The 20,546-nt window shown below is 60.2% G+C and carries 17 protein-coding genes; 6 read left to right on the forward strand and 11 right to left on the reverse strand.

The window, feature by feature from the left end:
* Positions 1-16: 16 nt before the first annotated feature.
* Complete coding sequence (tssI, locus tag PPUTUW4_RS08955; RefSeq protein ID WP_015094340.1) at positions 17-1,429, reverse strand: type VI secretion system tip protein TssI/VgrG; 1,413 nt, start codon at positions 1,427-1,429, stop codon at positions 17-19.
* A 225-nt stretch (positions 1,430-1,654) separates the two neighbouring features.
* Here tssI and PPUTUW4_RS08960 point away from each other — a divergent pair, with 225 nt between their 5' ends.
* Positions 1,655-2,359 carry a YebC/PmpR family DNA-binding transcriptional regulator gene (locus PPUTUW4_RS08960; RefSeq protein WP_007976978.1) on the forward strand — a complete coding sequence of 235 codons (705 nt, stop codon included), beginning with the start codon at positions 1,655-1,657 and terminating at the stop codon, positions 2,357-2,359.
* 139 nt (positions 2,360-2,498) lie between these two features.
* Here PPUTUW4_RS08960 and PPUTUW4_RS08965 read toward each other — a convergent pair whose 3' ends face one another.
* The 4 genes from PPUTUW4_RS08965 to PPUTUW4_RS08980 form a co-directional block, all read right to left on the reverse strand.
* Positions 2,499-3,812: a leucine-rich repeat-containing protein kinase family protein gene (locus tag PPUTUW4_RS08965; RefSeq protein WP_015094341.1), complete on the reverse strand. Its 1,314-nt coding sequence runs from the start codon at positions 3,810-3,812 to the stop codon at positions 2,499-2,501.
* A 203-nt stretch (positions 3,813-4,015) separates the two neighbouring features.
* The gene (zapE, locus tag PPUTUW4_RS08970; protein ID WP_015094342.1) at positions 4,016-5,140 is read right to left on the reverse strand and encodes a cell division protein ZapE; all 1,125 of its coding nucleotides are present in this window, start codon (positions 5,138-5,140) and stop codon (positions 4,016-4,018) included.
* A 169-nt stretch (positions 5,141-5,309) separates the two neighbouring features.
* The gene (locus PPUTUW4_RS08975; protein WP_015094343.1) at positions 5,310-6,062 is read right to left on the reverse strand and encodes an anti-sigma factor; all 753 of its coding nucleotides are present in this window, start codon (positions 6,060-6,062) and stop codon (positions 5,310-5,312) included.
* Positions 6,059-6,565, reverse strand: coding sequence for a sigma-70 family RNA polymerase sigma factor (locus PPUTUW4_RS08980; protein ID WP_015094344.1), 507 nt, complete (start codon positions 6,563-6,565; stop codon positions 6,059-6,061). The genes PPUTUW4_RS08975 and PPUTUW4_RS08980 overlap by 4 nt, the downstream gene beginning before the upstream one ends.
* Positions 6,566-6,723: 158 nt before the next feature.
* Between PPUTUW4_RS08980 and PPUTUW4_RS08985 the strand changes: the two genes are divergently transcribed.
* The 3 genes from PPUTUW4_RS08985 (at position 6,724) to PPUTUW4_RS27920 (ending at position 9,856) form a co-directional block, all read left to right on the forward strand.
* Complete coding sequence (locus PPUTUW4_RS08985) at positions 6,724-7,809, forward strand: catalase family peroxidase (RefSeq protein ID WP_015094345.1); 1,086 nt, start codon at positions 6,724-6,726, stop codon at positions 7,807-7,809.
* The gene (locus tag PPUTUW4_RS08990) at positions 7,806-8,351 is read left to right on the forward strand and encodes a cytochrome b (protein WP_007976988.1); all 546 of its coding nucleotides are present in this window, start codon (positions 7,806-7,808) and stop codon (positions 8,349-8,351) included. Before PPUTUW4_RS08985 ends, PPUTUW4_RS08990 begins: the two co-directional genes overlap by 4 nt.
* A gap of 167 nt (positions 8,352-8,518) precedes the next feature.
* Positions 8,519-9,856 carry a hypothetical protein gene (locus PPUTUW4_RS27920; protein WP_015094346.1) on the forward strand — a complete coding sequence of 446 codons (1,338 nt, stop codon included), beginning with the start codon at positions 8,519-8,521 and terminating at the stop codon, positions 9,854-9,856.
* A 54-nt stretch (positions 9,857-9,910) separates the two neighbouring features.
* Here PPUTUW4_RS27920 and PPUTUW4_RS08995 read toward each other — a convergent pair whose 3' ends face one another.
* Together PPUTUW4_RS08995 and PPUTUW4_RS09000 are read right to left on the reverse strand one after the other, a co-directional pair.
* The gene (locus PPUTUW4_RS08995) at positions 9,911-11,062 is read right to left on the reverse strand and encodes a M14-type cytosolic carboxypeptidase (protein WP_015094347.1); all 1,152 of its coding nucleotides are present in this window, start codon (positions 11,060-11,062) and stop codon (positions 9,911-9,913) included.
* A 484-nt stretch (positions 11,063-11,546) separates the two neighbouring features.
* Positions 11,547-11,888 carry a DUF3077 domain-containing protein gene (locus PPUTUW4_RS09000; RefSeq protein WP_015094348.1) on the reverse strand — a complete coding sequence of 114 codons (342 nt, stop codon included), beginning with the start codon at positions 11,886-11,888 and terminating at the stop codon, positions 11,547-11,549.
* A 129-nt stretch (positions 11,889-12,017) separates the two neighbouring features.
* Between PPUTUW4_RS09000 and PPUTUW4_RS09005 the strand changes: the two genes are divergently transcribed.
* Positions 12,018-12,665 carry an XRE family transcriptional regulator gene (locus PPUTUW4_RS09005; RefSeq protein ID WP_041474816.1) on the forward strand — a complete coding sequence of 216 codons (648 nt, stop codon included), beginning with the start codon at positions 12,018-12,020 and terminating at the stop codon, positions 12,663-12,665.
* 39 nt (positions 12,666-12,704) lie between these two features.
* On the opposite strand, the gene PPUTUW4_RS09010 is transcribed toward PPUTUW4_RS09005, so the two are convergent.
* The 4 genes from PPUTUW4_RS09010 to PPUTUW4_RS09025 form a co-directional block, all read right to left on the reverse strand.
* The gene (locus tag PPUTUW4_RS09010; protein WP_015094350.1) at positions 12,705-14,660 is read right to left on the reverse strand and encodes an acetyl/propionyl/methylcrotonyl-CoA carboxylase subunit alpha; all 1,956 of its coding nucleotides are present in this window, start codon (positions 14,658-14,660) and stop codon (positions 12,705-12,707) included.
* Complete coding sequence (locus tag PPUTUW4_RS09015) at positions 14,660-15,472, reverse strand: gamma-carboxygeranoyl-CoA hydratase (RefSeq protein WP_007981004.1); 813 nt, start codon at positions 15,470-15,472, stop codon at positions 14,660-14,662. Before PPUTUW4_RS09015 ends, PPUTUW4_RS09010 begins: the two co-directional genes overlap by 1 nt.
* Positions 15,473-15,605: 133 nt before the next feature.
* Positions 15,606-17,213 (reverse strand): carboxyl transferase domain-containing protein, encoded by a 1,608-nt coding sequence (locus tag PPUTUW4_RS09020; protein ID WP_015094351.1) that lies wholly within the window; start codon positions 17,211-17,213, stop codon positions 15,606-15,608.
* Positions 17,214-17,225: 12 nt separating this feature from the next.
* Positions 17,226-18,389 (reverse strand): isovaleryl-CoA dehydrogenase, encoded by a 1,164-nt coding sequence (locus PPUTUW4_RS09025; protein ID WP_015094352.1) that lies wholly within the window; start codon positions 18,387-18,389, stop codon positions 17,226-17,228.
* A 304-nt stretch (positions 18,390-18,693) separates the two neighbouring features.
* Between PPUTUW4_RS09025 and PPUTUW4_RS09030 the strand changes: the two genes are divergently transcribed.
* The gene (locus PPUTUW4_RS09030; RefSeq protein WP_015094353.1) at positions 18,694-20,391 is read left to right on the forward strand and encodes an AMP-binding protein; all 1,698 of its coding nucleotides are present in this window, start codon (positions 18,694-18,696) and stop codon (positions 20,389-20,391) included.
* Positions 20,392-20,546: the final 155 nt, after the last annotated feature.

Consider the following 20,546-nt stretch of genomic DNA (forward strand, 5'->3'; position numbering starts at 1 on the left):
TGGACCTCGGTCATGCTCAAGGACGGTGGAGCAGCCAGTCGAACAGCAGGCGGGTATCGCCCCGGGGTTCACGGGGCGGTGGGTTCAGAGGTTGTGGTCGAGGGCCCAGCGCCGTACAGAGCACCGGGCGATCCGGGTCACTGTCGAGGAAGATCACCTGTACCTCACTGCCGGCCACGGGCAAGCGGGACGGATCGATCCAGTCCTCGGCGGTGGTCAGCGCCAAGGGTAGCCACAGGCCGCTGGACAACGACTCTGTGGCTGAATGTGTGGCGGGCCAGAGGTTCACCCGAATCCGGCCATCCTCGTCCACTGTCGGCGGTTGTCCGACCGGGCCGCACACCTGGCCTGGTTGATACCCGGGGATACTCGGCCTGGGTTGTTTAAGCGCGGGCCTGAACACCGTCGACCAGGGGATGGCGCTGAATTGATTGCGGTAACCCAGGGCCATGCCCGTTGAGTCGTCGAGCAGAATCGATGGCTGGCACCCCTGATGGCTTGCTTCGGTCACCAGCCATTGATCATTGAAACTCGCCAGGGGATGCCCGGCCACCTGCACGATCCGGCCGCTGCGTAATGCTCCCAGGTTGCTTTGACCGTGGATCTGCAGGTGCCGGCACCGCAGGCGTTCCAGTTGTCGCCGGCTGAGCTGGTCGCGATGCTGCTGTTCGCCAGCGAGAACCTGTCTGGCCGTGGTGAACGAGTGATTGGCTGCACCGTCGCTGATGTCCGCTGCACCAGGATTGCTCGCACCCGGGCGCACAGGGGGGAGCGAAGCATCATGGCGCTGGAACAATTCGCTGATCACAGGTTGGTGAGGGTCGTTGCCTGCGTCGCTGCACAGCGGCATGAGCAGCGGCTCCTGGGGGAAACTCAGGCTGTCATCGGCCAGTACCAGTACATGGCCGTCGCGTTGATGCTCGAAGTGGTAATGGATGCCTTCTTCCTCGCACAGTCGTTGCAACAATGCCAGGTCGGTTTCTTCGTACTGAATGCAAAAAGCTCGCACGGGATAGTGGCCGGTTGCCAGTTCAAAGCGATAGCTGCTGGCGGGCAGCCCATGTTCCTCGAGCAACTGGCGCAGGATCATGGGCACGCTGGCGTGCTGGAAAACCCGTCGGCAGCGTTGCTGCTCCAGTTTCTGGATACCGGACACCAGCACCAGTTTGTAAGCGACCCGGTGTGCGCTTCGATATTCACACCCGGCGCTGTGCAGCACGCCATGTATGCCCTGGTCGTGGCCGAACTCGAGAAACGCCGGCTGGTGCAGCAATCGTTCAAGGTTCAGGGCCGGTGCCAGGCCGATAACCTCGATGTCGAATCGATAGGGCTGGTTGAGTGCTTCGTGACCGCTGAACCGGACCACCTGGAAACTCAGGTCGTCATCGAGAAGCGTCAGGGTGGTGGGACTTTCCTTGTCGTTGTGCATCGAACACGCTGCTGCCGTTGAATAGGCTGCAAAGCGTACGAAACCCCGGCGCATTGCGGACAGGCTAAAGCGGCATTTCAGAATCCCCCTACAACCGCTGGTGAAGATGTCGATGCCAGTCGGGATTTTTTGGTCGATTGCCAACTTTAGGCCGTATAAACTTGCGCAAAGCGTCGGCCAATGGTTGTCTCGACGCCACAGATGTCACAGATAAGAGAGTGAGAAATGGGCGCACAGTGGAAGGTTAAACACAAAGAAGCGGCAGCCAATGCCAAGGGCAAGATCTTCGGCAAACTGGTGAAAGAAATCACCATTGCTGCGCGCAATGGCGCTGATGTTGCTACCAACGCGCACTTGCGTCTGGTCGTTGAACAGGCCAAGAAAGCTTCGATGCCCAAGGAAACACTGGATCGCGCCATCAAGAAGGGCGCGGGCCTGTTGGGCGAGACCGTGCAATACCATCGCGTGACCTATGAAGGGTTTGCCCCGCATCAGGTGCCGTTGATCGTCGAGTGCGTGACCGACAACATCAACCGCACCGTTGCCGAAATCCGCGTGGCGTTCCGCAAGGGTCAACTGGGCGCTTCCGGTTCGGTAGCCTGGGACTTTAACCATGTCGGCATGATCGAAGCGTCGCCGGACACCCCGGACGCCGATCCGGAAATGGCCGCCATCGAAGCCGGTGCTCAGGATTTCGAACCGGGTGAAGAGGGTGCAACCCTGTTCCTGACCGAACCGACCGACCTCGACGCGGTACAGAAAGCCCTGCCGGAACAAGGCTTCACCGTGCTGTCGGCCAAACTGGGCTATCAGCCGAAAAACCCGGTCAGCGGCCTGAGCGACGAGCAGATGGCGGAAGTCGAAGCCTTCCTCGAAGGCCTTGATAACCATGACGACGTGCAGGACATGTTTGTCGGGTTGGCGGGTTAAGTCTTTGTGTCAATGACGGTTCTGTTGTCTGTCAGACCGTCATCGCGAGCAAGCTCGCTCCCACAGTTGACCGAGTTGCCTGGTTGGGCGCGGTCTAATAATGTGGGAGCGAGCTTGCTCGCGATTGACTGCATAGCGGTCACAGACTTTCCAATTGCCGCACGACTTCGCTAAACCCCGGCCGCGCCAGCACCTGCGGCTGACAGCAACGCCGCTCCAGATCTTCCAGCACTCCACGCCGATCATCGCTCAACCCCGAGTCGATCCGCACCAGCAACTCCCCCAGCAACACCCCGAACGCCCGCACCTCGATCCGCTGCAAGGCACGGCTTTCAAGGCTGTCGGAAATCCCGTGGAACGACGCCGCGCCAAAGTCCCCCAGCAAGCAGTCTCCCTGCTCATTCCACAGGATATTGTGCCCGTAGAGGTCGCCGTGGGTGATGCCATGGCTGTGCAGGTGTTCGGCCACCGAGGCAATGCCCGAGGCAATGCGCAGCGCCACGGCCGCACTGAAGCGCAAGTCGTCGGGGTAGATGTCGCGGCTGCACGACGCCAGGCTCGGCAGTGCGGCGAGGTTGCGGTAACTCGGTGCGATCAGTTGCATCACCAGCCCGGCGGTTTGCTGCGGATGATCGACAATCCGCCCTTCGACGCGGATCAGGTTCGGGTGCAGGCCGGCGGTGATGCAGGCGTTCATCTCGTGCAGCGGTGAACCATCGCTGGTCATTTCGCCCTTGTAGAGCTTCACCGCAACGGCCATGGGCGGTTGCTCTGCCGGTTGCCAGACCGCCTGATGGATCACCCCGGACGCACCTTCGCCGAGCTGTTTTTCCAGGCGCAATGCCGACCAGTCAATGCGCGGTGTCGCGTCGAGGGCCGCGGCATCGGCTTCGGTTTCCAGCGGGTTACCGGCATAGGCCAGCCAGGTCAGGCTCGGCAATTCCAGCAGCCATTGCGGTAACTCGGTCAACTGGTTGGCCGCGATGCGGATCAGCTCCAGCCGATGGCACTGACGCAACGACTCCGGCAGCGCGTGCAAACGGTTGCCAGCGAGCATGAGCTTTTGCAGGTATGGCCGCTCTCCCAACTCGCTCGGCAGCGTCTCGATGCAGTTGTCGGTCAGGATCAGCCAGCGCAGCAGCGGTGGCAGTGCCGCAGCGGGCACGTGGGCGATGCGGTTGGCCTTGAAGCCGATCATCGTCAGTGCGGCGCATTGGCCCAGGCAGGCCGGCAACTCGGTGAAGCGGTTATCGGAACAGAACAGCACGCGCAGACGGGTCAGGCGATGCAAGTCTTCCGGCAGGGCGCTCAAGGCATTGCCGCTGAGGTTGAGTACTTCCAGCGAGTCCGCCAGATCGAAAATTTCCCGAGGGAATTCCGTGAGGCCGTCGACCAGATCCAGCCGCGTGATGCCTGACAACTCGCCGGCACGCAATTGAGCAAGGGTATGCATGAACAGATTCGCTATTGATCAAGGAATAGGCACGAGGCCCCGCAAAGGCGCGACATGATAGCGGGAAAGATGTGGTGACTGTCAGACCGCTTTCGCGAGCAGGCTCGCTCCCACATTGGATCACTCCCGTCCGGGCAATTCGGTCAACTGTGGGAGCGAGCCTGCTCGCGAAGGGGCCAGTCAATGCAACAAAAAGATATCGATCAAACTGGCTCGCTGACTTCGACCAGTTGCCCCAGTCGACTGCGGGTGCGTGCCAGATCAATGGCATCGCCGTCCAGGCATTCGCGCAGGGCGTGTTGTGCGAGCAGTGTCAGGTGCTTGTCCTGGTCGTACAGTACGTCGATGAGGTTGATGAAGCGCTGTTGGGCGGCCATCGAGCACTCAGCGAGCCGCGGCAGGTCATCGATGATCCAGCGATCGAAGCGGCGGCACAGCTCCAGGTAATCCATCACGGCCACAGGCTGGTCGCACAGGTCGGCGAAAGTGAAACCGATGCGTCGCTCATCGTACAAACGCGCCTGGAAATGCCGGGTGCCTACGGGGAGCGACAGGGGCGGGGCGCCGCGATCCGGCAGATTCAATGAGCGCCGCTGCACCGCGCTGGCTGGCCACACATAATGGCCTTGGGTGAACAGCTGCTGCGCATGGCTGCGGACCTGGCTGCGATAGTCGTGTGGACCGCCGACTTCCATGACTTGCATGCGTGCATTGATCAAGTCGATCACCGGTTTGAAGCGGGCGTGGTACAGCGGATTGGGCAACAGGCCTGCGGGCGGGTAGTTGGAGGTGACCAGCAACAGGATGCCGCGCTGAAACAGTGCCTTGAACAACCGGGTGATGAGCATCGCATCGCCGATGTCGTGCACATGGAACTCATCGAAACACAGCACCCTGCAATCGCTGAGCAGGGCATCCAGGGTGATCGCCAGGGCATCAGGATGATCGCGGTGCTCGAACATGCCCTGGTGCAGTTGGGCGAAAAACTGATGGAAGTGCAGGCGTTGTTTATGCGCGAGGGGAACGGCGCGGAAAAAACCGTCGAGCAGCCAGCTCTTGCCGCGCCCCACGGCACCATGCAGGTAAAGGCCCGGAAGGGTTTGCGTCGAAGTGCCCATCAACATGCAGGTATGCCGGGCCATGCAGTCGATCACGCGTTGCTGGCTGTGACTGAGGGTGTAGCCCCGGGAATGGGCCTGGTGACGAAAGTAGTCGTGGATAGCCTCGCCTGCCTCGGCGTTGCCGGCAGCCGGTGCCTTGCCGAGAAGACGACGCAACGATTGCCAGCGCGATTTGATTCGCGAACGATTGGGTGGTCGAACGGCCACTGAGATGTCACCTCTGGTGTGCGGGCAGGCTCCCCGAGCTGCGGCGGCATAGTTTAACCAGAGCAGGGAATGTGCTTCCAGCGGAGTTGACCTGTCCGGGCCACCGTAACCGGGTTCTGAAGGAACACCGCAAACCCTGTGGGAGCAAGCTCGCTCCCGCAGAGGGGGATCAGAACCGAGTGGTCTGCTTGAGCATCCGCGCCGCCGCTGTGTCCGCCGGGCTGACCATCGCATAGTTGTAGCCAGCACCCGACCAGTACTCGGCCTGCAGGTCTCCATCGCTACGGCTGCCACGGGGCAGCAGGAAGTTTTTCGGTCCTGGCGGGCGCACATAGAAGCTGATTTTCTGCCCGCCCTGATTCTCGTAGACCACCATCGCTGCCGGGCCTTGCTCGGTACTCAGCAAACGCCCGCTGGCCGGCTTGAACCCGGCCCCCGAGAGGTCGGGCAGGCGATTGGCCCGGGTGAAGTAGCGGTCGAGCCAACCTTGCATGTCACCGTCGTCGCCGGCCTTGTAATCCGCCGGCAGGATGCCTTGCTGGGCAATCAGGCGATACGCCTGCAGGGCATCGGTCATTGGAAGCTGGGGGCTCGCAAGTGTCATCTCCCGCGCTTGCCAACCGCTGAAACCGCCGACGCTGACGGCGATGATCAATACCGCGGCAGTGGCCAGGTGTCGACGGGATTGGCGTTTGAGGCGCTGGCGTATCACCACCGGATCCAGGTCCGGGTTCGACGGTTGTTGCAAGGCGCCACTCAAGGCCGCGCGCAGTGTCTGGGCATCCTGCTGCCAGGCGCGCACTTGTGCCGCCACGGGCGGGTTACTGGCCAGAAATGTCTCCATCAGGCGCCGGTCGGCGTCGCTCAGTTGGTGGTCGACGTAGGCGTGCAGGTCTCGCTCGCTGGGGGGCATGCTGATCATTTGAGTCTCCGCAGGGATGGGCGGTTGATTTCGCCATCGCTGAGTTGGCGCAGGGCTTGGCGAGCCCGGGACAGGCGGGACATCACGGTGCCGGTGGGGACGTCGAGAATCTCGGCGACCTCTTTGTAACTCAAGCCTTCTACCGAGACCCAGAGCAGCAGCGCGCGTTGTTCGGTGGGCAGTTGATCGAAGGCATTGAGGGTCGATTGAGCAATGACGGTGCGCTCCACCGAGGGCTGGGCATCGTCACGGCCGGTGAAAAAATCGAGCATGCGCGCGTAGCGCCGGGAGCGGCGGTGCGCATCGAGAAACTGCCGATACAGAATCGAGAACAGCCAGGCGCGCAAGTCGCCCTCGGCGCGTTTGCCAGCCCAACTCGACAGTGCCCGCTCCAGACTGGCTTGCACCAGATCGTCGGCGCTGCTGGAGTTGCGTGTCAACGACACAGCAAATCGCCGCAATCTGGGAATAATTTCTCTCAGTTGTTCGTCGATATCGTTCATGAAGTTCTGGCTAGTCACTACGCTTGGGACTAGGAAGACGCCCGGTACTCGAGGTTATTCCACGTCTGAAAAAATAAATACCGCGTGTGGGAATAAACCTGCCTGCGGTTCGTCTGCTTGATTCTTCTCACTTGTGGCCGATGGCCCTGGAGTCTTTCATGGTAGATCGATCATCACCGCCCATCCGGCCACCCTTGAGTGCGGCAAGCCTGACGTTGCGTCTGGCTGGCATTGCCGTGGTCGTTGCCGCACTGGCAGGGGCGTTTGCCTACGTCAACGGCACCTTCGACCCACAGCGCCTGACCCCGAAGAAACTGATCAACGTGCTGGAAACCAACAACGGCGTGCATCCGGGTTTCCGTCGCAACCATTCAAAAGGCGTGTGCGTGATCGGGCACTTCGAAAGCAGCGGTGAGGCGCGCAGCTATTCCACCGCTCAGGTCTTCAATGAGGCGCAGACGCCGGTGGTCGGGCGTTTCGCCTTGCCGGCCGGTAACCCCTACGCGCCGGACAGTGCCGTGCCGATCCGCAGCATGGCCTTGCGCTTCACTCAGGCCAACGGCCAGCAGTGGCGCACCGGGATGAACAGCATGCCGGTGTTCCCGGTGGGCACGCCCGAGGCGTTCTATCAATTGCAAAAAGCCCAGTCACCAGACCCGGCCACCGGCAAACCGGACCCCAAGGCTGTGCCCGCATTCTTTGCTTCGCACCCCGAAGCGGCACCTTTCCTGGCCTGGATCAAAACCGCCAAGCCGTCGGCCAGTTATGTGACCGAAAACTACAACAGCGTCAATGCGTTCTACCTGGTCAACGCGGCGGGCCAACGTCAGGCCGTGCGCTGGAACATGGTGCCTCTGGCCCAGGACGCACCCGGGGCCACGGCGCCGGAGGGTAGTGATTTCCTGGAGAAAGACCTGGTCGAGCGAATCGCCGCAGGCCCGTTGCGCTGGCAGTTGAACATCACCCTGGCCAACCCCGGCGATCCGGTGAACGACGCCAGCAAGGCCTGGCCCGAAGGACGCAAGGTATTGAACGCTGGCACTCTGGTGCTTGAAAAGACTCAGCCGCAACTCAACGGCGAATGCCGTGACATCAATTACGATCCGCTGGTGTTGCCTGCCGGAATCGAAGGTTCCGACGACCCGTTGCTTGCCGCTCGTTCAGCCGGTTACGCCAATTCCTACCTGCGTCGCACCAGCGAAGTCAGCCAGTTGCCCGCCGCCACACAGGAGACCCGGCAATGAGCACTCAACCGAACCACTTCGCCCCGCTGGCACGCCTGCTGCACTGGCTGATGGCACTGATGATCATCGCCATGCTGTTTATCGGTGCCGGCATGGTCGCCTCGGTTTCCGAGCGGCATGAATGGCTGATCCATTTGCACAAACCCTTGGGGGTCGCGATTTTGCTGTTGGTAATCGTGCGTCTGGTGGTGCGTTTCTCTACCACGCAGCCTCCGCTGCCGGCGGATCTGCCGGGTTGGCAAGCGCTGGCGGCCAAGGCCTCGCATGTCTTGTTGTATGCACTGATGCTGGTCTTGCCGTTGCTTGGCTGGGCGATGATTTCGGCATCGGGCGAACCGGTCATGCTCAGCAGTTCGTTGCAACTGCCGTCGATTGTGTCGGCGAATGCACAGCTGTTTGCGTTTTTGCGCAAGGCGCATGGGTATCTGGCGTATCTGTTGTTTCTGACCGTGTTGCTGCATCTGGCGGCGGCGTTGTTTCACGGTTGGGTGCGGCGAGATGAAGTGCTGGACAGTATGTTGCGGGGTAAGGATCGCGGTTGATCTCGCTGGGCTGTGATTTGGCTTTTGTCACAGGGTGATCGTCTGCTTACCTGTCAACTCTGACAGTTTCGCTGATCTGAAAAAGCACGTTCAATGCTCAAAGACTGCAGTGGTCCCGAATGGGGCCAGTCGGACAGCACTGATCGTGCCATTCAGGGAGACGAACCATGTTCAAGACTGCAGGCGTGCGTTCCATACGACGCGCTTTTTTCGGGCTGTCGTTAGTGTGTTTGGCGGTGATACTCGGTGCTTGTGCGCATCCGCCGACGACTGACTCCGGAGAACCGAAAAGCTGGGTTGTCGAAAATGTTGCGAGTAAATCGACAGCAGAGCTGTATGCGGATTTGATTGCGCCGGCGGTTTTCGAACGTTCGAGTTCGAAGGTTATTGATGGTTATACCGTTGAGAGTGGCAAGCTGCGCATGCCAGATAAGTCCGAGGGTTCGCTGGTGACGGTGCGTTCGGCAAATGGAAGTCTTGTCTCGTTAGTCAATAAGCCAGGCAAAAGCGGGCTGTTTTTAGTCAACAAACAAGGCTTGAGTACGTTTAGTCCAGAGCCAAAATTTGATCCGGCAGTCGAGGACGGCATTCCAAGTCCCGATGAAAAAGTTGCCACGGCGCTGGTAAATTCAGCCAGCGAGGATCCCAAAATTGTTGATGTCTTGTTGGGCTATTCTCGTGCGGCGGTTAATCGAGTAGGCGGGGATGTGATGGCCCATGCGTTATCACAAATAGAGTCTGTTAACTTAGCCTTGAGAATCTCAGAGGTCTCCAATGTTTCACTTAGATTGGTCGGGATTCAGGTAGTGGAGCAGAATTACCCAACAACGACCGGGACCCTGGGGCAATTAAGAATGATTTTTTCTGCAGGCATGGCCGAATACGTACCTGACATAATTTATGGTTTTTTTGATTCGACTCCAGAGGATACGGCCACAGGTTGGGGGAATATAGGAGGCCGTGCGGGTATTGGATTGGCACGTAGCATCAATACGTATAGGCATGAGGTAGGTCACAATGCTGGAAGTATTCATTGCAATTCCAACGGCGGGGCTAAATACCATTATGGGTATAACAATGGGAAGACTTCTACGATTTTGTGTGGAGAGTCAACGGGGTACTATTCAACACCTGCTCTGAGCGATGAGTTCGGTTTGCCGCGTGGGGATGCTGTAACCGCAGATACAGCGCGTATATGGCGCGAAAATGCTGAGCGGCTATCCTCTTACGCTCCCTCCCGGCCAACCGCGCCAGGAAACTTTGCCAAAGTTGGGTCAACTGCTAGTACGATTACTTTTAGCTGGAACGCATCACCTGAAGCCGTTCAATATGAAATATACCGTGTGAACGTTGCTTTGGACCCCTTGCCAAAAAAAATTGGAGACAGTACAGCGCTAACGTTTACCGCAACCAATATTTCAGGGGAGGCACTGTACTTTGTTAAGGCTGTTAGTTCTATTGGACTGGTTTCAGTCCCGAGCAATTCCGTTGTTGCAAGGCCATAAATGCTCAAGTGAGTGACGCGGCCTATTGTCAGGCCACGTCACTATGTAATCGAATCAGCGCAGGGTATCGACCATATCCGCAAGCGTGGTCAGCACATCCTTCCCCAACTGCTTCGACCGCTTGCCCGACCAGCCCGTCAACGGATTCGGATGATCATCATGATCCTTGAACGGCATTTCCAGGGTCAGCGACAGGCAGTCGTACTTCTGGCCAACGCTGTTGCAGGCCAGCGTCATGTTGGCCTGGCCCGGTTCGTCGCGGGTGTAGCCGTACTTGGTCTGGAAGTCTTTGGTGGTGTGCTTCAGGTGGCTGCGGAAGTGCTCCTCGAGCTTTTCGATCCGCGGCGTGTAGCCTGGATTGCCTTCGCAGCCGGCGGTGAACACGTGAGGGATTTCCTCGTCACCATGGACGTCGAGAAACATATCGACGCCGTACTTTTCCATCTGCTGCTGAACGAACAGGACCTCCGGGCTGATTTCCTGGCTGGCGCTCTGCCAGGCACGATTGAGGTCCTGGCCCATGGCGTTGGTGCGCAGGTGGCCGTGGAAGGCGCCGTCCGGGTTCATGTTCGGCACCAGGTACAGGTCGGCGCTGGCCAGGAGTTTGTTCAGCACCGGGTCGTCGTGTTTTTCCAGGCGTTCGATCACGCCTTCCATGAACCACTCGGCCATGTGTTCGCCCGGATGTTGCTGGGCAATCATCCACACCTTGCGTCGACCTTCGGCCCCGGTGCCTTTGCGTAACAACTGGATGTCACGGCCTTCGACACTCTTGCCGGTGGCCAGCAGTTCGGTACCGGCCTTGCTCAGCGCCTGCTCGATCAGCCAGTCGTGACGGCCACGGCTGTAGGGTTCGAAGTAGGCGAACCAGGCGTGGGTCTGCTCGGCTTCGAGGCTGAAACGCAGGCAGTCGCCTTCGAAAATGGTGGGTACGCGGAACCAGTTGACGTGATCGTAGGACGCCACCGCCTGATAGCCGGTCCAGGCCTTGTTATAGGAGGACTGGCTGGCATTGTTCAGGCGAAACCAGTGCTCCTGGCCGACATGCAGGCCGCTGGCCTTGAAGTGGAACCACTGGAAATGGGCACTGCGGGTGTCCGGGCGAATGGCCAGAAGCGGTTTGAGCGGATCGCTGATGTCGATGACTTGGATGTTGCCGCTGTCGAAGTTGGCACTGATGTCGAAAGAGGATTTGCCCACGGTCATAATCGGGTCCTGAATATGATTTTTATCGCGGCTACTTTACACGCAAGAGGGGGTGAAACCGAGGGAAATTGCGGGCTGCAGAGGTGGGGGCGTCCTCCTTGACGCTGACGCAGCTTAGAGGCTATGCGATTGATTCTCAAGTGCTATCTGTCGCTGGTTTGAACCCATGATTCCGGGCCACTCTTGCCAACTGGCATTCTTTTGATATCATCCGCGCCATCGAATTTGCGGCACCCAAAGACTTCATTAGCCTGAAGCCAAAGCCAGAAAAAACTGGCAAAAAAAGACCCGGCAAAAAGCCGGGTCAAAAACCGTGATTAGCCTGATGAGGAGATAGTCCAGGAGACCGACCTAAGGTCACCTGGTCCATCGACTGATCTCGCGACCAGTTGCAGCAATAATAATCATTCTCGTTTGCGGGTCAAGCATTTTTACCTGCGCGACAGGAAAATTCTTTCCTGTCCTCTCGATTTGCCTTCTCACTTCAAGCGTTTTCATACTTTTCCAGCGAGCGATCGACCATCGCCTTGGCCATGTCGATCATGTGCACCGTCGAAAACGCCAGGTCGCGGTTTGCGCCTTGCAGGTGACTGGCTGATTCGTACGCGGTGGCGGCTGCACAGCGCAACAGGTCCAAGGCATGGACCAGCGCCTCTTCGCCGCTGATGTTGCGGTTGACATCAAAAAAACGCGACTCGGCCACTTCCTCCGAAACGGCAGGTTTCAAGTAATAGTCCAGCGCGCGTTGTGCCGCCGCCGAGTCCAGGGATGAGGTGAGGGTGGTGTCGATTTGCGCGTCCGGCAGGTCATTGGCGGGTGGGTTCATGGCGATGGCAAGCTCCGTGTTAGATTCAGATCCGTGAGTCGATCCTAATACGAACTGTATTTGTGACGAGGATTTAAATACTACAATTTGTGTTTTGATGGTCGGAGTCGCCCACGTATCGTGCCGCACATGGATAAATGGATTGAATTGGTCAAGGCCAAGATGAGTGAACTCAAAATCACTCAAGAGATACTCGCCGAGCGCCTCGGGATGTCCCAGGGCGGCATTGGCCACTGGCTCAACAAACGTCGTGAACCCGGCATCGAAGACATGAACCGTGTGTTGCAGGCGCTGGGTCTGGAGTTTCTCGAAGTGGCGCTGGTGATCAGGGAACCGCAGGCGTCAACCGACGACGAAATCCCCCTGACTCACAAGTACAACCCGTACTTTCGCTACCCGATCAGTGACTGGCACGAGCCTGCCGAAGTGCGCGACGGCGAGGTCCCGGTGTATGGCAAGGAGCGCTATGAACTGTCCGATTACCACGCCCGGGGGCCGGCATTCTGGTTGCGAGTGGCGGGCGATGCGATGACCGCGCCCAATGGCATCAGCATCCCGGAAGGCATGCTGATCCTGGTGGACCCGGCTGTGGAAGCCGTGCCTGGCAAACTGGTCATTGCCCAGTGGCCGGACAGCACCGAAGCCACGTTTCGCAAGCTGATCGAAGAGGGTGGTCAGCGTTATCTGGTCCCGCTCAATCCGACGTATCCGAAAGCCTTGTACGCCGATGAGTGTCGAATCATCGGCGTAGTGGTTCAGGCAACAGCCAGGTTCTGATCAGATCGGTCCTGGCAATGCGCAGGACCGATCTTCATTTCACGCTTCTTCCAGTTCGACCAGCGCACTGCCTTCGCTGACCATCTCGCCTTCCTGGCAATACAGCGCCTTGATCACCCCGGCATGGGGCGCGCGAATGCTGTGCTCCATCTTCATCGCTTCCAGTACCACCAACTGCGCCCCGGCCTCGACCGATTGCCCGGCCTCCACCAGCACGCGGACGATGCTGCCGTTCATCGGTGCGGTCAGCCCGCCCTGATGGCTGTGGCTGGCCTCGACGGCGCTGATCGGGTCGTAGGCCTCGATGCGGTGCAATTCGCCATCCCACTGCAAATACACATGCTCGCCACGGCGTATTGCGCGGTGTTGACGACGCACGCCAGCCTGCTCGGTCAACAGATGCTCACCCTTGAGCCGGGCACTGTCAGCATTGATATCGCCCAGCGTCAGTGCACGGTCCTGGCCTTCACAACTCAAGTGCAGAGTGATCTCTCTCGGCAAACCGGCACGCAGACCATTAGGCGCCGCCCACGGTGAACCCGGGTCATCGGCACGGGTTGCATGCGGCTGGCTCTGGGCAAATGCCTGGGCGGCGGCTTGCCAGAACTCATCGCCGAGTTGTGCTGGCTCTGGCAGCAACTGTTCCTGATAGCGCGGAATGAAGCCGGTATCGAGTTCGGCAGCGGCGAACGCCGGGTGACCGATGATGCGCCGCAGGAAGTTGATGTTGGTCTTCAATCCGCCGATGGCGAACTCGTCGAGCATGCTCAGCAGGCGCAACCGTGCCTGTTCACGATCCTCGCCCCAGGCAATCAGTTTGCCGAGCATCGGGTCGTAGAACGGCGAAATTTCATCGCCTTCTTCAACGCCGCTGTCCACCCGGCGCCCAGACCCCGGGGCGGATTCGCGATACAGCTCCAGGCGACCGGTCGCCGGCAGGAAATCATTGCCCGGATCTTCGGCGTACAGCCGCACTTCGATCGCGTGGCCCACCAGCGGCACCTGATCCTGAGTCATCGGCAACGCTTCGCCGCGCGCCACACGAATCTGCCAGGCCACCAGGTCGAGACCGGTGATGGCTTCGGTGACGGGGTGTTCGACTTGCAGGCGGGTGTTCATCTCCATGAAGAAGAACTCGCCGCGCGCATCCAGCAAAAACTCAACGGTGCCGGCACCGACGTAGCCGATGGCCTGCGCCGAACGCACGGCCGCTTCCCCCATGGCGCGCCGCAGTTCCGGGCTCAGGCCCGGTGCCGGGGCTTCTTCGACGACTTTCTGGTGCCGGCGCTGAATCGAGCAGTCACGCTCATTGAGGTACAGGCAGTTGCCGTGTTGGTCGGCGAACACCTGGATTTCCACGTGACGTGGCTTGAGCAGGTATTTCTCCACCAGCATCCGCGAATCGCCGAACGACGATTGCGCCTCGCGCTGGGCCGAGGCCAGGGCTTCGGCCAGCTGGCTGACGTCCTCGACCACTTTCATGCCTTTGCCGCCGCCGCCCGCGGTGGCCTTGAGCAGCACCGGGTAGCCGATGCGTTCGCAGGCGGCGCGGAAGGTTTCCAGGTCCTGGGCTTCGCCGTGATAACCGGGCACCAGTGGCACGCCGGCGGTTTCCATCAAGGCTTTGGCCGCGGATTTGCTGCCCATGGCGTCGATGGCAGAGGCAGGTGGGCCGAGGAAAATCAGGCCGGCGTTTTCGATGGCGCGGGCGAATCCGGCGTTCTCCGACAGAAAACCATAGCCAGGGTGAATCGCCTGGGCGCCGCTGGCCTTGGCGGCGGCGATCAGTTTGTCGATCTGCAGATAGCTGTCGGCGGCTTTGCTGCCGCCCAGGTCAACGCGAATGTCGGCTTCGCGGCTGTGCCGGGCGTCACGGTCGGTGGCGCTGTGCACGGCCACGGTCGTCAGGCCCAGGGCCTTGGCGGTGCGCATCACCCGGCAAGCGATTTCGCCACGGTTGGCCACCAGCAGGGTGGTGAGGACAGGTGCGCTCATCAACGGGGCTCCTTGGTGGTTTCGGCTTGCCAGCTCGGCGGACGTTTTTGCAGGAAGGCACGCAGGCCTTCCTGGCCTTCGGGGCTGACGCGGATGCGGGCGATGGCGTTTTCGGTGTAGCGGCGCAATGCCGGGGTCAATGAGCCGTCTCCGACTTCGCGCAACAGATCCTTGCTGGCGCGCATGGCCGCCGGGCTGTTGAGCAGCAGGTTGTCGATCCACTGCTCGACTTTCTGTTCGAGCTCGGCACTTGCATAGCTCTCCGACAACAGGCCGATTTCCCGTGCCCGTTGCCCGCCAAAGCGCTCAGCCGTCAGGGCATAACGCCGGGTCGCACGCTCGCCGATGGCTTGCACCACGAATGGGCTGATCACCGCGGGTGCCAGGCCGATGCGCACTTCCGACAGGCAGAACTGCGCATCATCGGCACCGATGGCCATGTCGCAGCAACTGATCAGGCCCAGCGCGCCGCCGAAGGCTGCACCTTGCACCACGGCCAGGGTCGGCACTTTGAGTTTGGCCAGGTTGTACATCAACTCCGCCAGTTCCCGGGCGTCATCGAGGTTGGTGGCGTAATCGAGTTCGGCCGATTGCTGCATCCAGGCCAGGTCAGCGCCGGCGCTGAAATGCTTGCCACGGCCGCGCACGATCAGAAAGCGCAGGCTGGCATCGCTCGCGACTTTGTCGAGGGCGATGATCAGTTCGCGGATCATTTCGGCGTTGAAGGCGTTGTTCTTTTCTTCACGGCTGAGCCACAGGGTGGCAAAACCACGCGGATCGCTCAGCAGTTCGAGGGTGTTGAAGTCGCTCATATTCGTCCGTCTCCACGGTTCTTGTGTAGGAGCGAGCTTGCTCGCGATGGGCTACAGGGCGGCGCGTTTTTTCAGAAAACACGCGTTATCGTTAACGTCCATCGCGAGCAGGCTCGCTCCTACAACAAAAAAATCACATCCGGAACACGCCGAAGCGGCTCGGTTCGATTGGCGCGTTCAACGACGCGGACAAGGCCAGGGCCAGTACGTCGCGGGTCTGGGCCGGGTCGATGACACCGTCGTCCCACAGGCGCGCGCTGGAATAGTAGGGGTGACCCTGTTCTTCGTACTGGTCGAGGATCGGTTGCTTGATCTCGGCTTCCTGCTCGGCACTGAAACCATGGCCGCTGCGTTCGGCCTGTTCGCGCTTGACCTGCACCAGCACGCCGGCCGCCTGTTCGGCGCCCATCACCCCGATGCGTGCGTTTGGCCACATCCACAGGAAGCGCGGATCGTAGGCGCGACCGCACATGCCGTAGTTACCGGCACCGAAGCTGCCGCCGATGATTACCGTAAACTTCGGCACCTTGGCGCAAGCCACCGCCGTCACCAGTTTCGCGCCGTGCTTGGCAATACCGCCGGCTTCGTATTTCTGGCCGACCATGAAGCCGGTGATGTTTTGCAGGAACAACAACGGAATGCCGCGCTGGCATGCCAGTTCAATGAAGTGCGCGCCTTTCTGCGCCGCTTCAGCGAATAGAATGCCGTTGTTGGCGAGGATCGCGATCGGGTAACCGTGCAGGTAAGCAAAACCGCAGACCAGCGTTGTCCCGAACAGCGCCTTGAACTCGTCGAACACCGACCCGTCCACCAGTCGCGCGATGACTTCGCGCACGTCGAACGGCTGCTTGGCATCGGCCGGCACCACGCCGTACAACTCGTCGCTGCTGTAGAGCGGGGCGATCGGCGTGCGTTGTTGAACCTCGCCTTGTTTGCGCCAGTTGAGGTTGGCGACGCTGCGGCGTGCCAGGGCCAGGGCGTGTTCATCGCTCTCGGCGTAATGGTCGGCCACCCCGGAAATCTTGCAGTGCACATCGGCCCCGCCGAGGTCCTCGGCGCTGACCACTTCACCGGTCGCGGCCTTCACCAGCGGCGGGCCGGCGAGGAAGATCGTCGCTTGCTCGCGGACCATGATCGCTTCGTCGGCCATCGCCGGCACGTAGGCGCCGCCAGCGGTGCAGGAACCCATGACCACGGCAATCTGCGGAATGCCCATGGCGCTCATGTTGGCCTGGTTGAAGAAGATCCGGCCGAAGTGCTCGCGGTCCGGGAACACTTCATCCTGACGCGGCAGGTTGGCGCCGCCCGAATCCACCAGGTAGATGCACGGCAGACGGTTCTGCTGGGCGATGGTCTGGGCGCGCAGGTGTTTTTTCACGGTCAGCGGGTAATACGAGCCACCTTTCACCGTGGCGTCGTTGGCGACGATCATGCATTCGACGCCTTCCACGCGACCGATCCCGGCAATCACGCCCGCAGCGGGGACGTCTTCGCCATACACCTCATACGCCGCCAGTTGGCTGATTTCCAGAAACGGCGAGCCCGGATCGAGCAAGCGGTTGATGCGCTCGCGAGGCAGCAGTTTGCCCCGCGAGGTGTGGCGTTCCTGAGCCTTCGGGCCGCCACCTTGCGCCACTTGGGCGAGCAGGGTGTGCAACGCGTCGACCTGCTTGAGCATCGCCGCGCTGTTGGTGGCGAACTCCGCTGAACGGGGGTTGAGCTGGGTATGCAGGGTAGCCATGGACAGCTCCGTTTAGCGGGTTTCGTTGAACAGTTCGCGACCGATCAGCATGCGACGGATCTCACTGGTGCCCGCGCCGATTTCGTACAGCTTGGCGTCACGCAACAGACGACCGGCCGGGAATTCATTGATATAGCCGTTGCCACCGAGAATCTGGATCGCGTCGAGGGCCATTTGCGTGGCGCGTTCGGCGCTGTAGAGGATCACGCCGGCGGCGTCCTTGCGCGTGGTTTCGCCGCGCTCGCAAGCCTGGGCCACGGCGTACAGGTAGGCGCGGCTAGCGTTGAGCTGGGTGTACATGTCGGCGACCTTGCCCTGGATCAGCTGGAATTCGCCGATGCTTTGGCCGAACTGCTTGCGGTCGTGGATGTACGGCACGATCAGGTCCATGCACGCCTGCATGATCCCGGTCGGGCCACCTGAAAGGACGACGCGCTCGTAGTCGAGGCCACTCATCAGCACTTTCACGCCGCCGTTGAGTACGCCGAGGATGTTTTCTTCCGGCACTTCGACGTCATCGAAAAACAGCTCGCAGGTGTTCGAACCGCGCATGCCGAGCTTGTCGAACTTGTTGCTGCGGCTGAAACCTTTCCAGTCGCGCTCGACGATGAACGCGGTGATGCCGTGGGGGCCCTTTTCCAGGTCGGTCTTGGCGTAGATCACGTAGGTGTTGGCGTCCGGACCGTTGGTGATCCAGGTCTTGCTGCCGTTGAGCACGTAGTGGTCGCCACGCTTGTCGGCGCGCAGTTTCATCGAGACCACGTCGGAACCGGCATTCGGCTCACTCATGGCCAGCGCGCCGATGTGCTCGCCGCTGATCAGCTTCGGCAGGTATTTGGATTTCTGTTCGTGGTTGCCGTTGCGGTTGATCTGGTTGACGCAGAGGTTGGAGTGGGCGCCATAGGACAGGGCCACCGAGGCCGAACCGCGGCTGATTTCTTCCATTGCGACCACGTGAGCCAGGTAACCCAGGCCAGCGCCGCTGTACTCTTCCGGCACGGTGATGCCCAGCAGACCCATGTCGCCGAATTTGCGCCACAGGTCGGCGGGGAACAGGTTGTCGATGTCGATCTGAGCGGCGCGCGGGGCGATCTCCTTGGCGACGAAGGACTGGACCTGATCGCGCAGCATGTCGATGGTTTCACCGAGGGCAAAGTTCAGGGATGGATAGCTCATGGGTCACCTTTTGGCTTTTTTGTAGGGCGGGAGAGGGCCGTGATCGGGTTCTCACCTTTACGTTAACGTAAGCCTGTGGCGAATGGCTGTCAATCACCCTTTACGTTAACGTCAACTTGAGCGAGAGTAGAGCCAGTTCAAGATAGAACGCGGATCAGTTCCTGTAGGAGCGAGCTTGCTCGCGATGAACTTGAAGGCGACGCATTTTTCAGGTGGTACGCGTCATCGTTGACCTCCATCGCGAGCAAGCTCGCTCCTACAAGAGGCCGCCGGTAGCCCATAAATAAAGACAATAGGGGTCGTCATGGATCAACCCAGTGCAAGCCCGCAACGCAGTTACACCCGTGGTTCCCAGGACAAAGCCTTGCTGGCGATGACCATCGGCCAGGCGTTCGACAACACGGTCGCGCAGTTCCCGGACGGGGAGGCGCTGGTGGTGCGCCATCAACAGCTGCGTTACACCTGGCGGCAGTTGGCCGAGGCCGCGGACCTGCACGCCAGGGCACTGCTGGCGCTGGGGCTGCAAGCCGGGGACCGCCTTGGTATCTGGGCGCCGAACTGCGCGCAGTGGTGCATCAGCCAGGTTGCCACCGCGAAAATCGGCGTGATCCTGGTCAATATCAATCCGGCATATCGCAGTTCCGAACTCGAATACGTACTCAAGCAATCCGGCTGCCAATGGCTGGTTTGCGCCGGCGCCTTCAAAACGTCGAACTATCACGCGATGCTGCAAGGCCTGGTGCCCGAGCTGGCCGAGCAATCCATCGGCAAACTGCAGAGCGAGCGGTTGCCGCAGTTGCGTGGCGTTATCAGCCTGGATGCCCAGCCGCCGTCGGGGTTCCTGCCCTGGTCGCAACTGGCCGGTCTGGCGGACAGCGTGACGGTCGAGCAACTGCATGAGCGCCAGAACAGCCTGCATTTCGATCAGCCGGTGAATATCCAGTACACCTCTGGCACTACCGGTTTCCCCAAGGGCGCGACCCTCAGTCACTACAACATTCTCAACAACGGTTACATGGTCGGTGAAAGCCTGGGCCTGACGGCGGCCGATCGCCTGGTGATTCCGGTGCCCTTGTATCACTGCTTCGGCATGGTCATGGGCAATCTCGGCTGCATCACCCATGGCAGCACGATGATTTATCCGAACGACGCGTTCGATCCGTTGCTGACCCTCGGCACTGTGGCTGACGAAAAAGCCACGGCGCTGTACGGCGTGCCGACCATGTTCATCGCCATGCTCGATCAACCTCAACGTGCCGAATTCGATCTGTCGAGCCTGCGCACCGGGATCATGGCAGGCGCAACCTGTCCTATTGAAGTGATGCGTCGGGTCATCAGCGAAATGCACATGAGCGAAGTACAGATTGCCTACGGCATGACGGAAACCAGTCCGGTGTCATTGCAGACCGGTCCTTCAGACGACCTGGAACTGCGCGTGACCACCGTCGGCCGCACCCAGCCGCAACTTGAAAGCAAGATCATCGACGAAGCCGGCAACCTGGTACCGCGGGGCACCATCGGTGAGCTGTGCACTCGCGGTTACAGTGTGATGCTGGGTTACTGGAACAATCCCGAAGGCACCGCAGAAGCCATCGATCAGGCAGGCTGGATGCACACCGGTGACCTGGCGAGCATGAACGATGAGGGGTACGTGTGTATTGCCGGGCGCAACAAGGACATGATCATCCGTGGCGGCGAGAATATTTACCCCCGGGAGCTGGAAGAGTTTTTCTTCACGCATCCGGCCGTTGCGGATGTTCAGGTAATCGGCATTCCATGCTCGCGCTACGGCGAAGAGATCGTCGCCTGGATCAAGTTCCACCCCGGCCACAGCGCTACCGAACAAGAGCTGCAAGCCTGGTGCAAGGAGCGCATCGCGCACTTCAAGACACCGCGTTACTTCAAGTTCGTGGAAGAGTTTCCAATGACCGTGACCGGCAAGATCCAGAAATTCCGGATGCGCGAGATAAGTATCGAGGAGTTGCGCATCAACAAAGGCTGAACACAACCTAATGTGGGAGCGGGCTTGCTCGCGAAGGCGTCGGATCAGTCGATACATGTATTGACTGAAGCACCGTCTTCGCGAGCAAGCCCGCTCCCACAGTTTTGATCGAGGAAAACCTGAATGCCAGACAGCACAAAGGGGAGCCGAAGCTC

It is taken from the genome of Pseudomonas sp. UW4 (assembly GCF_000316175.1).
Taxonomy (GTDB): Bacteria; Pseudomonadota; Gammaproteobacteria; order Pseudomonadales; family Pseudomonadaceae; genus Aquipseudomonas; species Aquipseudomonas laurylsulfatiphila.